General features: G+C 57.6%; 12 protein-coding genes. 4 read left to right on the top strand and 8 right to left on the bottom strand.

What is annotated here, in order from left to right:
• Positions 1–17: 17 nt before the first annotated feature.
• The 5 genes from B5F39_RS12770 to B5F39_RS12750 form a co-directional block, all read right to left on the bottom strand.
• Positions 18–1,214: an NRAMP family divalent metal transporter gene (locus B5F39_RS12770; protein ID WP_087368315.1), complete on the bottom strand. Its 1,197-nt coding sequence runs from the start codon at positions 1,212–1,214 to the stop codon at positions 18–20.
• Positions 1,215–1,505: 291 nt separating this feature from the next.
• Positions 1,506–2,687 (bottom strand): hypothetical protein, encoded by a 1,182-nt coding sequence (locus B5F39_RS12765; protein WP_143330752.1) that lies wholly within the window; start codon positions 2,685–2,687, stop codon positions 1,506–1,508.
• A 43-nt stretch (positions 2,688–2,730) separates the two neighbouring features.
• Complete coding sequence (locus tag B5F39_RS12760; RefSeq protein WP_087368311.1) at positions 2,731–4,083, bottom strand: sigma-54 dependent transcriptional regulator; 1,353 nt, start codon at positions 4,081–4,083, stop codon at positions 2,731–2,733.
• A complete protein-coding gene (locus B5F39_RS12755; RefSeq protein ID WP_087368309.1) occupies positions 4,080–5,384 on the bottom strand; it encodes a sensor histidine kinase in 1,305 nt (434 codons plus the stop codon). The genes B5F39_RS12760 and B5F39_RS12755 overlap by 4 nt, the downstream gene beginning before the upstream one ends.
• Positions 5,377–6,777: a sodium:solute symporter family protein gene (locus B5F39_RS12750; RefSeq protein WP_087368307.1), complete on the bottom strand. Its 1,401-nt coding sequence runs from the start codon at positions 6,775–6,777 to the stop codon at positions 5,377–5,379. Before B5F39_RS12750 ends, B5F39_RS12755 begins: the two co-directional genes overlap by 8 nt.
• 303 nt (positions 6,778–7,080) lie before the next feature.
• Here B5F39_RS12750 and B5F39_RS12745 point away from each other — a divergent pair, with 303 nt between their 5' ends.
• On the top strand, positions 7,081–7,269 hold the full coding sequence (locus B5F39_RS12745; RefSeq protein WP_087368306.1) for a hypothetical protein: 189 nt from the start codon (positions 7,081–7,083) through the stop codon (positions 7,267–7,269).
• Positions 7,270–7,544: 275 nt separating this feature from the next.
• Complete coding sequence (locus tag B5F39_RS12740) at positions 7,545–8,177, top strand: hypothetical protein (protein WP_087368374.1); 633 nt, start codon at positions 7,545–7,547, stop codon at positions 8,175–8,177.
• A gap of 511 nt (positions 8,178–8,688) precedes the next feature.
• On the opposite strand, the gene B5F39_RS12730 is transcribed toward B5F39_RS12740, so the two are convergent.
• Entirely contained in the window at positions 8,689–10,089 is a 1,401-nt protein-coding gene (locus B5F39_RS12730) for a glucose-6-phosphate isomerase (RefSeq protein ID WP_087368304.1), read from the bottom strand.
• A gap of 121 nt (positions 10,090–10,210) precedes the next feature.
• The gene (locus B5F39_RS12725; protein WP_087368302.1) at positions 10,211–10,456 is read right to left on the bottom strand and encodes a glutaredoxin domain-containing protein; all 246 of its coding nucleotides are present in this window, start codon (positions 10,454–10,456) and stop codon (positions 10,211–10,213) included.
• Positions 10,457–10,705: 249 nt separating this feature from the next.
• Between B5F39_RS12725 and B5F39_RS12720 the strand changes: the two genes are divergently transcribed.
• Both B5F39_RS12720 and gltA read left to right on the top strand, forming a co-directional pair.
• Positions 10,706–11,551, top strand: a complete 846-nt coding sequence (locus tag B5F39_RS12720; RefSeq protein WP_087368300.1) for a sulfide/dihydroorotate dehydrogenase-like FAD/NAD-binding protein — start codon at positions 10,706–10,708, stop codon at positions 11,549–11,551.
• Complete coding sequence (gene gltA / locus B5F39_RS12715; RefSeq protein WP_087368299.1) at positions 11,542–12,954, top strand: NADPH-dependent glutamate synthase; 1,413 nt, start codon at positions 11,542–11,544, stop codon at positions 12,952–12,954. Before B5F39_RS12720 ends, gltA begins: the two co-directional genes overlap by 10 nt.
• 95 nt (positions 12,955–13,049) lie before the next feature.
• Here gltA and B5F39_RS14115 read toward each other — a convergent pair whose 3' ends face one another.
• Entirely contained in the window at positions 13,050–13,445 is a 396-nt protein-coding gene (locus B5F39_RS14115; protein ID WP_143330751.1) for a hypothetical protein, read from the bottom strand.
• Positions 13,446–13,586: the final 141 nt, after the last annotated feature.

The following is a 13,586-nucleotide window of genomic DNA, read 5'->3' as shown; positions in this document are numbered from 1 at the left end:
TAACGCCTCCGCGCCTCTTACGAGAAAAGCTGCATTATCCCGGTCAGCGACCTTGCGCCCATCCACGCCGTAAAGGCGACCATGACCCAGCCGAGCGCCGTCAGTATCATCGGGTGCTTGTAGCCTTCGCCCACTATCTTCGTCTTGTGCGCAGCCAGCAGTATAGCGCCGAGCGAAATCGGCAGTATCAGGCCGTTGACGGAGCCGGCGAATATGAGCAGCGTGACTGGATTTCCAAGCGTCGTGAATATCGCAGTCGAAATGCAGATGAAGCCGATTATCCACCAGCGGTGCTTGGCCTCGACACGCGCGAAGAGCGTGCGCAGGAAGGAAATCGACGTATATGAAGCGCCGACGACCGACGTTACAGCGGCGCACCATAGTATTACGCCGAATATGCGGTAGCCGAGCTCGCCTGCGCCTATCCTGAACGCCGACGCAGGCGGGTTGGCCGGGTCGAGCTGCGCGCCGCCGGCTACGACGCCGAGAATGGCGAGGAAGAGCAGGTAGCGCATGAGGCCGGTGATGCCGATGGCTGAAATCGAGCCTTTGGATATTTTGTCGAGGTTTTCGATTCCCGTAATGTTCGCGTCAATGATTCTGTGCGCTCCGGAGAAGGTTATATAGCCGCCGACCGTGCCGCCGACGAGCGTCAATATAGTAAGCCAGTCTATCTGCGACGGGAGCACAGTCTCCTTCAGCGCCAGTCCGACAGGCGGCTGTGTCTTGACCACCATGAAGCCGACCATTACGAGCATGATGATGCCGAGGACTTTTGTGAAGGTGTCCATAGCCTTGCCGGCCTCCTTGCTTACAAAGAGCACGATCGCGCAGAGCGCGCTTATGATCGCCGCCGGGGCGAGCGGTATCCCGCAGATGACGTTAAGCCCCATCGCCGCGCCGCCGACGTTGCCGATGTTGAATACAAGTCCGCCTATTGCCACGAGTATCGCGAGGAAATAACCGAGCCCAGGGAAAACTTCGTTCGCGACGTCCTGCGCGCGTTTGCCGGAGACGCCGAGGATACGCCAGATGTTGAGCTGCACGATGATATCGATAAGGATAGATACGATTATCGCGAAGGCGAACGCAGCCTTCAGCTTGTCCGTGAACACCGTCGTCTGAGTCAGGAACCCAGGCCCGATGGCTGACGTCGCCATAAGGAACGCCGCCCCAATAAGTACGCTTACCGCAGATTCTTTCTTCTCGCCCATTTTTCATACCTCCTGTGGATGATGGATGATTAACCCTCGCCTATATACATGCAAAAAAGTTGCCGAAATCAAGTGGCCGGTGTAAAAACGGCGGAGCGGCTCGGGAACTGGCTTTTCGCGATGCCGCCGCGCCGGCGTGCGCGCTGAGCATAGTGCGCCTAACGCACGCCGCGCACGGCGTGCGCAATCGCACGCGAATAGGGCGGATGTACGAGCGGCTCCGCACATACGGAACAAGACCGGAAAATACGCAACCGAAAAGGCAAAAAGAAGGCGAAAGAGGGCGAAGCGTCAGCGCCGGCGTGACGTTCCGGACTTCAGGGCGTGGTATGCGGCCGTGCGCTCCGGAACGCCGAGCAGCTTTCCGATGGCGCGGTTCGTCATGCCTGCCGCGCGAAGCTCAGCTACTCGGGCGCGCAGTTCGGAAACGCTCATTTTTCTGTCGGCGGCGGAGGCGCGCGAGAAAAAAGCGCTCATCTGAAAGCAGCGCCCGTTTATCATGCAGTACGTGTTTTTTGCGCAGCGGTGCAGCGTTGAAGCATGGAGAGAAAGGGCCGCGCCGGCCTCCGCGTAGGTCATCGGCTTCGGCGGCAGGCTCATGTCGAGGATCTTTTCGCGCTGCTTTGACGCTATGTACAGCGACAGGCGCATGACCGTGCGGCAGCGAAGGCCGAGAAGCTTCAGCGCGCGGCGGGCAACGCTCCACTCGCCGCGCATCCAGCGCTCGCTCGGAGCTTCGCCGCGCGCGAGGCCGAACTCGGCGAAATGAGCTTCGAGCGACGGCAGATTGCCTGTTATAAGGCGCGGCTCGACCTCACCGCCGCAGACGGAAAACTCGACGTCTGCCGCAATGTAACGCGGCTGCGAAAAATTTCTGCCTGGTGCCGGGTCAAGGGCGCGCAGCACGCGCATCGCCTCGTCAACGACGCTTTCGCCGACGCCGCGCGAAACGCGCCACTCAGCGAGCTTTTCATCTGCGAGAGCGTCTCTTCCCTCCGTGATAAGAAACCAAGCCGCGCTGCCTTCAAGTCCCGCGCGCCGGAGCTGTATCGTGAGCGATTCGGCGAGGCCTGAGGCGAAGAGCCCAGGCGGTTCGACGTGATTTTTCAGATTTTCTATAAACGCCAGCGTCTCGCGCAAGCCGAGCCCCGATAGCTCCGCCGCCTGATCCGGCGTACAGTTCAGATAACCTTCCGGCCCGAGCAGCGAGCACCAGAAGCCCGCCGGCGCGCGCTGCCGCACACCGGCGTAGCCGGGGCAGCCGCACACCTGCGGATATAGCGACTCGTCCATAGACGGAAGAGCCGGGATGTTTTCATAGAATTCCGCCGCGTTCTCTATCCGCTCGGAAAAATTGCGCGGCGGCGCGAATGATATGAACATATTGCCGTCCGCCAGCATACGGCACGCCTCCGTCAGCCCCGCGAGCGGCGTCAGAAGAAGGTTCGCGCCGTGGAAAAGCTTCGGCGTCACTGAAGCTTTCGGCGCGCCGTATATAGAGCGTAAAAGTTTCAGCTCATTCAAGGCCGTGCCTCTGCATCCGCCTTATGAGAGAAAAGCGCGAAATGCCCAGCTCGGCAGCCGCCTGAGTCTTGTTGCCGCCGCATTTCGAAAGAGCCTCGGTAATAAGCCGCCGCTCGACGCCGTCGAGCGTCTCCCCGAGAGACACCCCGGCGCCGCGCCGCTCGGCGCCGCCGGAAACAGGCTGAGCGCCGCACTCGAGCATTTCGGCGGGAAGGTCTGCGAGACGCACGAACGGGGAGTCCGGGCTGCGGAGTATCAGAATCCTCTCTATCGTGTTGCGCAGCTCGCGCACGTTGCCGGGCCACGGATAGCTCGCAAACGCCTCGCGCACTTCGTCGGTGAGCTCCGGCGCGCTCTTGTTCATACGCCTGGATATATTTTCCAGAAAATAGGCCGCAAGCTCGGCGATATCTCCGCCGCCGCGTTCGCGAAGCGGCGGGAGCCTGAGCGGTATGACGGATATTCTGAAATACAGGTCCTTGCGGAAGCTGCCGTCGCGCACCTTTTTCTCAAGATCGAGGCAGGTCGCGCATATCAGCTTAAGATTGACCTTCTTCTCCTTCGTCCCGCCTATCGGGCGGACCGTGCGCTGATCCATAAAGCGGAAGAGCTTTGCCTGAAGAGACAGCGGCAGGTCGCCTATCTCGTCGAGAAACAGCGTTCCGCCGCCCGCCGCCTCGATAAGCCCGGGCTTGTCGGAATCCGCGCCCGTGTACGCGCCCTTCATATAGCCGAAAAGCTCCGCCTCGAGCAGCGCTTCGGGTATCGCGGAGCAGTTGACCGCGACGAACTCGCCTTTGCAGCCCGACGCGCTGTGCAGCATCCGCGCCGCGACCTCTTTGCCGGTCCCGCTTTCGCCGGTCAGCAGCACTGTCGTCTCCTGATACGGCGCGACCTTGAGCAGTGCGTCGCGCACCTTCATCATCGCGGGGGACGAGCCCAGCAGATTGCTGTCGCAGTAGGCCGGGGCGCTCATACTGCGCAGACGTATAGACTCGAAAGCGTGTTCCGCCATGTTCATCGCCGCGTCCAGCGGAAACGGCTTGTCGAGATAATTGTACGCGCCCTGCCTGATCGCTTTTACTATCAGACTCGAATCGCCGAATGCCGTCATCATTACTACCTTGCAGCGCGGCGCTGCCTTCAGCACCGCAGGCAGCGCGTCCAGCCCGTTCCCGTCGGGAAGGCATTGGTCGAGGAACACCAGCGACGGTATAGAAACGTTCAGCGCGTCGTATAGCTCCCTCACGCCGGAAAAACATTCAACGTCGTAGCCCTTTCTTTCAAAAGCGCGTTTGAGGCCGTTAGCGAGGTTCGTTTCGTCGTCTACTATCCAGATGCTCATTGTTCCATCCTCCGCTCCGCAAGCTTGAAATATATTCTGAATACAGCTCCGCCGCCGCTGTTCTCAAGCGACAGCTCGCCGCCAAGATTTTCCGTTATCCTCTGTACGATGCTGAGCCCGAGCCCCGTGCCGTCCTTCCTCGTCGTGAAGAACGGGTCGAATATCCTGTGCTCTATCCCGCTCGGTATGCCGCCGCCGGTATCCGCGACGGTGATCACGCCCCTTTCGCCGCCGCCGGCCGAGGGCGGCGAAAGCCCGACGGAAACGGTGAGGCTTCCGCCGCCCTCCTCCATCGCCTGAATGGAATTGAGCGCGAGATTCATCACAATCTGCCGCAGCGACTCTCCGTCCGCCATCACAGTCACGTCTGGCTCCGTGCTTTTGAGCGTCAGTCTAACTCCGTGCTTCCGCGCCTGCGCGCCTAGCATTGAGCCGGCCCACGGCAGAAGCGCGTCGAGCTTCGTCGGCGTCAGCACTGCGGGACGCGGCCTGACAAAGGACAGAAGCTGCACGACGATGTTGTTCAGCCTGTCTATCTCCTCGCCGAGGACCTTTATCTGCTCCTCCGCGTCGCCAATGTCTTCGCCGCTGAAATCGCCGGACGCGAACCGCTCTATCCCGTCACGCAGCAAATCTGCCTGAATCCTCATGCTCGCGAGCGGATTGCGTATCTCGTGAGAAAGGCTGGAAATCATCGCTCCGAGGGCCGCAAGTCTGTCCATCCTGCTGAGCTGCCGCTGCACCTCGCGCCACCGCTCAAGCTGCGCCGACATATCGTTGAAACTCGCGGTAAGCTCGTAAAACTCCGACGGCGACAAAAGCGCCAGCGGCGCGCGCACCGGCTTGCCGTCCGCAATCTCCCTGCACATACGCGTGAGCCGCCTGAGCGGGCGCGTAAGTATGTACGAGAGAAACACGGCGAGCTCGACGGCGACGATGAGGCCGAGTATGCCGACGAGTATCAGATAGCGCTCCTCCTCCACCATATCGGAGTAGATCGCCTCGGGCGCAGGGACGAAACCGTAATACCTCCCTCCGCTCTCGACCGTCAGCGATGGGGGCTCGCCCGCGGCGCACCGACGCCAGTACGGCCCGAGCTCCTCAAGGATTACCGCCTCGGAATAATTGATGTCGTACATATCTAGCAGCCTCACGAGACGTTCGGCTGAGGCCGCCGCCGACTCCCGCTTCTGCGCGTAACTCTGATAAAGCCGCGTGCCGAGAATCAGAACCGCCGTAGAAAGAGCGATCAGCAGGAATATCCATTTCATAAGGCTTTCGAGGCTTATGCGTCTAAACATCGGAGGCCTCCCGCGCGCGGCGGCGCAGCGCGAATACCAGACCCTCGCCCGCCATCACCGCGAGCATCGCGTACTCCGGCTCAAGGCCGAATACGAAAATAAGAAAAAGCTGAGCCGCGACGGCGCACAAAAGCACAGAGAACAGAATCTCACGGACGACGAGACGCGGCGTAAAAAGCGGGTAAAAATACAAAATGGCGACGAGCGTCCAGCTTATCGAACCGAGCCTCATATAGCCCGGAAGCTCCGCCGTGCCGAGCAGCAGAGCCGCCGAGGCTATCACCGTGACTGCGGCGCGGTTCGCGATCAAAAAGCGTTCATCGCCGAAAACGCCGCCGCGCGGCGCGCGCCTCGGAAACAGATCATAGCAGAGCGAGCAGGCCGCGAGCAAAAGCTGCGAATTCGCCGTGCTCACGGCGGAAGCTATGACGCATACCAGAAGAAGCATACTCGCAAAAGGCGGCAGAAACTGCCCAAGAACGGCAAATCCGAGCGTCTCCTCCATGACGCCGATGTCGGGATGACAGACGCGGCAGACCATGACGAAAAAGCTCACACACAGATATATCCACCCGATTATATAGGGCGCGGCCGACAGCAGACGGAAAGCTTCGCGGCGGCTCCGGCATGCGATGATCCTAACGGCGTACTGAGGGTTGGCAGCGACGCCGAAGCCCCACGTGAGCATGACCGCGAAGCTTGAAAAAATTTCAGCCGCGCTCATAGTCTCCGGCGGCGAGCGCAGACTTTCGCTCCGCAGCACCTCGGCGGCATCGGACAAAGTGAAGCCGCCGGGCAAAGCGAAGTAAGCGGCAGCGCTCACGCCTATGATTATCAGCAGAAGATTCAGTGAATCGCTGCGGACCACCGACGGATAGCCGCCGAAAGTCGTATAAAGCACGAAAAGATAAATAAGCGACGTAGATGCGAACCCCTGCGGTATCTGAAGCATATACGAGACTATGACGCCGAATGCGCGGAACTGAATGACGAGGTACACAGTGTAGAGGAAAATCATCGCCGCCGCCGCGAGCCGGCGCACGCGCACGTCGCCGCAGCTCTTCTCGAGCCACTCAGGCATCGACATGACGCGCGCCATGCGCAGACGCTTCACAATAAACGGGAAAAAGAGAAAGCCGAGCATCCAGCCGTTGACCGACGACCAGAATGCCACCCATCCATCGCGGTAATACCACATGCTGAAGCCGACGAGAGAAAGCGGGCTGATCCACGTCGCGCAGAAAGTCGCCGCAGTAGGCCACAGCGGAACTGCGCGGTTGCCAAGATAGAACGACCTGACGCTCTCCTTCATCGGGAAAGACTGCCCCGTAAGAAGGATTATCGATATGGTATACACGGCGAAAGCCGCGAGATAATACGCGAGCGGCGGCACGTCAGCGCCTCCCTCCCCTGAAGAACACGCGCACGATTATGCCTGGGGCCGCTATAAGCAGAACGAACACTATCCATACTATTGAGACCATCCTCATGTCACCACCAGCCGGCGGCTCTATGCGCCCGCAAAAATTTCAACAAACTTTATCTCGCATATAAATTATAATATATGAACGGCTCATATAGTAAACTTGCGCGCCGAAGACGTCCTCTCCGATGAAGCGCAAGCGCCGGCCGGCTTTTTCAAAAGAAATCCGTGTGTAGTATAATTATCGGCAGACGAAGTTTGGAGGCGCGATAAATGGCGAAACAGCAGCCCGAGGGCGTATACCTTTACATCAACGACAGCGGAGAAAGATTCATCACGATAGTCGACGCCTTCGGCATCGCCAACATGCTCCCATGGATGCAGCCCGGCGAAACGGCGAACATCATAGAAAAAAGCTGGAATCTTACGGGCGACTTCATCAGGCTGAAAATTTCGGACTGAAACGCGTAAAATAAGCTTTTGACTCAAAAATAACCGCGCGGCAAATAGCGGCCGCTCTGCTATGGCTATTTTTATATTTTCATAAATTGCATTTTGAGAAGCTGCCCGAAGAAGAAAAAGCGGTTGAAAAATGCTTGCACAGAAGTCGGACTCGCTGCCCCCCTCAACCCGAAGCGTGAAAAAACAAGAAATTGACAAATCAAAATATAAAATCCACAAAATCCACGGAGGTGACGACATTGAGCACAAAAACAAGAATCCTTTGTCCCTACTGTTTGGCAAGAGAAATCGTGCCTGTACAGGCTATATGCCCGGTCTGCTATTCCAAAGAAGATAAGTTAGAGCAGGATAGTTGGAACAACCTTCGAAAACGCAATAATGCCGATGAAATCCAAATGTTTACTATTGCAAAGAAAGTCGATGAAGCATTCCAAGCGATGGAAAATGAAGCCTACGCTTGCAGGGAGAGACATCAAATAAACCGGGCTGAAGGGTTGGAACGGGAAATGGAGGCATTTCACCGGCGGCGCATCCTCTGTATGGCAGAGATATTTTCCTACATTGATTGCAGCATCCTTTTCTCCAATCATATTGATTTGAAACAGTATTGGACAAATGTACATGATTTTGCTCAACAGAACATCCGCGCCGAACAGCTCGAAAAAAACTGCGACCGCCTTCGGTTACAGATTATGTGGAAGTCCCTATCCAGCCAGCAGATGGATTTGGCGGCTGAACTGTTTGGTTTCTGGTGCGGTGAAGATGTGCTAGATTGGAGTTATTCCCAATATTTTGAGATTGCAGCAAGTAATCTTAAACCATTTATTAAGGGTGCGCTATTTATAGAGATTTTACGTAAGCATTTTACTGATGTGATGTCTATGCCGGTCAAACGATTAAACAAATAAAAAATCACACAATAATGCTCTAAGTATTATTCACCAGTGAAATAACGAAGCCAGCCGAGCCAGCCAACGGCAAGAGGCAGGGCGCATTTCATGTGCCGCCGCCGGCTGGCTCGCCTTTCCGTGCCGATGGGCAAACTAGGCGGGAAAACCTTAAAATGTCCTCCCGCCTATTTCAATTTTTGTAAGAGTACGTCCACAAGTTCTGGACATTTTATTCCCAAGTCCGTCGCAGTACGGTACGAGGGCTTTCATGTACGCACTGTCTGCTGATGAGACAAGCCCAGCGTTTATGGAGTCTCATGCCGCGCAATTACAGCCCTGTTTTCCGGCCGCTTCAAATCTGTTTGCAGTCCCCGGCGGCACCTGCGTCTTCGCAGAGATGCCGGGAGAACGCATAACGCGCTATGCTTTGCAAGCAAAGTCGTGCGCCAAAGTGCAGACTCCTTTGGGGTTCAGGGACAACAAAACCGGCTGAATATCTCGCGCCTTCCCGGTGCCCGATACGCTGCCTTTATTTGCGGTCTCCAATCCCCGTTTCGTCGCCGGCTCGTAGTTCCTTGTAAACCGCCTCGACGCTGTCAGCGGTGATTTTCGCGAACCACTCGCCGACTTCTTCGGCGTCTTTTTCATAGCCGGAGCGGCCCATCAGGCCGTAGGTATATTTTTTGCCCTGCTCCACTCCGGGCTGGTCGAACGGGTTGACGCCCATCATCCGGCCCGTCAGCGCCGTAAGGTATTCGTAGAAGAAGACGAGCGCGCCGACGGTCTCCTCGTCGAGCTTTTCAAGCTCTATCCAGACGAGCGGGCGACCAGCCTTGACTATCGCGGCGGCGGTGCTCTTCGCTTCGAGGTTCAGCATCGCGCCTATACCCTGACCGTTGAGATATTCGAGCGGCTTCAGCGCTTCGTGATCTATGTTAGGCACTACGGCTTCCGGGCCGTGATCCTTTATGCTGATGAGCGTGAAGAATTTATCGTCGGGGCCTTCTGTGTAAAGCTGCACCTGCGAGTGCTGGTCTATGGAGCCGAGCGCGCGGACGGGCGTCGTCCCCTTGCCTTCTTTGCCCAGGCTCTCGGCCCAGAGCTGCGCGTACCATTCCGCGAAGTATGCCATTTTGCTTGAATATGGCATGAGAACTGACATCGGGCGGCGTTCCTCGGCGTGCGTCATGTGCAGAGCGGCGAGACGCATGGCCGGGTTTTTGGCGAAGTCCGTCTCTTTGGATACGAAATCGCGCATAGCGCCGGCGCCGCGCAGCAGCGCCGCGGCGTCTATGCCGAGAGCTGCGGCCGTGACGAGCCCGGCCGGACAAAGCACCGAGTAGCGTCCTCCGACTGAGGCGGGAAGCTCCATAACGCGGCATTCGGAATCTTTAGCGAAAGCTCGGAAGATGCCTTTTTCAGGGTCGGTGATAACGAGTATATCTCTGTCGCTCTGCCCCTTCTTCAGCATCTCGTCGCGATACCATAGGAACTGCGTCATAGTCTCCGCCGTTGAGCCCGACTTGCTGACTCCGACGAGCGCGACCTTTCCGTCCTTCACACGCTCCCATATCGAGCGCGTCTTGTCCGGGTCCGGATTGTCCGCGAGGTAGAACTTCGGCTTTGCCTCAGTTTCGTTGTAAAAGCCGTCGAGAAGCGCCTGATTAAGCATCAGGTTGCCGAGAGCCGAGCCTCCTATGCCGACCTGAATGACGCTGTCATAGCCGCGCAGCCATTCCGCGGTCTCGTCGACCTGGGCGACGGAACAATCGGGCAGTGCCATCCAGCCGTGGCCCTCCGTCCCGAACGGCGTCCCGTTGATCCAGCTCTGCGCCTCGAGCGCCGCCGCCTCGTACTTCGCGCGGAGCGAACACCAATCCGCGGCGCTTCGGCCGAACGCCGCGCCGAAGGAGAATGAAATTTTATCCATCGTTATCACCGGCCTCTTTCCGTCTGTATTTTGCAAAAAGCGAATGACGGCGCGTCAAACGCCGCGCCGTCATTATAATATACCCTATTGGGAATTTTTTCACGCCACGCGGGACAAAAAGCTACGCTATAAGCCCGTTCTCCTTAAGCAGCGCCTCAAGCTCCGGCTCGTTGAAGCCGACGACGAATTTATCTCCGATGAAAGTCACCGGCACACCGATCTGCTTCGTCTTCTTGACGAGCTCCATGGCCGAGGCCCTGTCTTCCGCTATGTTCACGTTCGTATAGGGCACTCCGAGGCCGGAGAGGTATTCCTTTACCCTTACGCACCACGGGCAGGAAGGCGTCGAATACACTTTTACTTCCATTTTCATCCACTCCTTACGAGTCATTCTGAAACCATTATAACCTGCGGCAGGCAAAATGGCACGCACGGGATGAAAAAACTACGAAAAATTATCCAGATATCGAAATATTGCAAATTATTTTATAGTCGATTGGCTCATTTATGCTAATGCACATTGTCAAAATCAAGGAATTGCGCTAAATTTATATAAGTTTGTGAAAATGAGGATAATCGTGGGTATTTTGCTCTTACACTCTTAAGGAGGTACGTCATGTTCAAAATAGTATCAAAGCAGAAGATCGCGCCTAAGGAGTTCGATATGTGGGTCGAAGCTCCGCGCATCGCAAGCCACGCGAAGGCCGGGCAGTTCGTCGTTCTGCGCGTGAACGAAACTGGCGAGAGAATTCCTCTCACCATAGCCGACCACTGCGAGGAAAAGGGACAGATCCGTCTCGTCTTCCAGGTCGTCGGCAAGTCCACTGCGGCTCTTTCGCGCCTCGAACCCGGCGACGCGATCCTAGACATATCAGGCCCGCTCGGCACGCCCAGCGAAGTCGAGAAATACGGCACGGTCCTCATGGTCGGCGGCGGCGTCGGAATAGCGGCACTCTACCCGATCATCAAGGCCCTCAAGCTGCAGGGCAACAAGGTCATCACGATCCTCGGCGGGCGCACCTCGAGCCTCGTCGTCATGAAAGAAGAGTGCGCCAAGTATTCCGATGAACTCATCGTCACGACCGACGACGGCTCCGAGGGCATGAAGGGCGTAGTCACCGACGCTATGAAGCTCGTAATCGAACGCGGAGAGAAGGTAGACCGCTGCTGGTGCATCGGCCCATCCATCATGATGAAGTTCGGTACGAAGGCCGCGAAAGAGCTAGGCCTCCCGATATGGGTATCGCTCAATCCGCTCATGGTGGACGGCACCGGAATGTGCGGCTGCTGCCGCGTCACGGTCGACGGCAAGATATTCTTCGCCTGTGTCGACGGCCCCGAGTTCGACGGACACAAGGTCAACTGGGACGAGTTTATGAGCCGCATGCGCCAGTACAAGGACGAGGAAAAGATTTCTATGGACAAGTACATTGAAGAAGTAGGTGAAGAGACATGGCTGTAACATTCTCGAAGTGGAAGACCCCCATTAAAGAGCAGGACCCGGAAATCCGCAGGAGCAATTTCGGCGAAGTCTGCCTCGGCTACACGCTCGAAGAGGGACGGACCGAAGCAGGACGCTGCCTCCAGTGCAAGACGAAGCCATGCGTCGCGGGCTGCCCAGTTAAGATAGACATTCCGGCTTTCATCAAGTGCATCAAAGAGGGCGACATGGCCGGCGCCGCCGCGATAATGGATCAGTACACGAACCTTCCCGCCGTCTGCGGCCGCGTCTGCCCGCAGGAATCGCAGTGCGAGGGCAAGTGCACCGTCGGCAAGATGAAGGACTTCGAGCCCGTCGCTATAGGAAAGCTCGAGCGCCTCGTCGCCGACTGGAAGTACGCGCAGGAGAACATGGAAGCGAAGCCCTATGAAGGCGAGAAAAAGGGCAGGGTGGCCGTCGTCGGCTCCGGCCCGTCGAGCCTCACAGTCGCGGGCGACCTCGCGAAGATGGGGTATGAAGTCAAGATATTCGAAGCCCTCCACGCCGCCGGCGGAGTCCTTATCTACGGCATCCCCGAGTTCCGTCTTCCGAAGAAAATCGTTAAAATGGAAATCGAAGCCATGCAGAAACTCGGCGTGGACATTGAGACCAACGTAGTCGTCGGCAAGACGATAACGATGCAGGAGATCATGCAGGAATACGACGCCTGCTACATCGCGGTCGGAGCCGGCGCACCGCACTTCCAGGGCGTCCCAGGAACGACGCTCAACGGCGTCTACTCCGCTTCCGAGTACCTTACCCGCATCAACCTCATGCACGGCTACGAGTTCCCGAAGTTCGACACGCCCGCCAAGAAGGCGCATAAGGTCGTCGTCATCGGCGGCGGCAACGTCGCTATGGACGCGGCGCGCTCCGCGAAGCGCCTCGGCGCGGAAGAAGTGACGGTAGTCTACCGCCGCTCGCTCGCAGAGCTCCCAGCGCGTATCGAAGAGTATCATCACGCCGTCGAAGAGGGCATCGTCTTCAACTGGCTCACGAACCCGACCGAATATGTCGACGACGGCAACGGCTCGCTCAAGGGCGTCAAGTGCATCAAGATGGAGCTCGGCGAGCCCGACGCTTCCGGACGCCGCCGCCCCGTCCCCGTCGAGGGAAGCGAGTTCTTCATCGAAGCCGACTGCGCCATCGAAGCCATCGGACAGGGTTCCAACAAGGTCCTTCTCTCCACCTTCCCCGAGATGAAGCTCAACAAGTGGGGCTACATCGAGGCCGACCCCGTAACCGGCGCGACCTCCGTCCCCGGCGTATTCGCCGGCGGAGACATCGTAACCGGCGCGGCCACCGTCATCCTCGCTATGGGCGCGGGCAAAGAGGCCGCCGTCGCGATCGACAAGTACATCACGGAAAAGAAAGCCGCGAAGTAACAAGCGGAAATAAAAAGCTACGCGAAATCCCCCGCTCAACGCGGGGGATTTTTATTGGAAGGCATTATGCACGAGCAGTTTTGACCCGTTTTTAGTCAATTCAGATGGGCCAGCTGCTCATACAGGAAGTCCGGTTTGCGAGAGACGAACTCCGAGCCGGCGAAAGTGCGCGGGGCGTGGAACAAATTGTAAATATGAAGTCGGTAGAACCAGCCTCCGGTGTCCGCGTCGCGCAGGCGCTCGTTCCAGACTATTCGTCCGTATTGTTCCGCAGACAATATAAACGCCCTTTCGTTCAAAACGTCCTTGCCGCACAGAGGCGATTCGCGATTGTTGTAATCTTTGTTTGAGCCGCGTCGGACCGGCATTCCGCAGCGGCTCTCGTCCCAGAAGAAGCAGACGGAGTAAGAATCTCCGAAGCGCTCCACGGAGAGCCCCGTCGCCTTTATATCGTCTAATGAAGCGTATAGGCTTACGTGCAGCTTCTTCATACGGCGAATGCGCTTTTCCAGCGTCTCGCCGTCCAACGCGCCGCGCACGCGCAGCCGGCGGGCCGCGTCCGAGAGTTCATCACTATCCTGAAAAAAGGCGCGTCTGAATACGGCCGCCGCATAGTGCGCCGGCACAGGCGC

It is taken from the genome of Cloacibacillus sp. An23, from assembly GCF_002159945.1.
Taxonomy (GTDB): domain Bacteria; phylum Synergistota; class Synergistia; order Synergistales; family Synergistaceae; genus Caccocola.
Note: the sequence above shows the minus strand (reverse complement) of the source record. Positions and strands in the feature narration are given on the sequence as shown.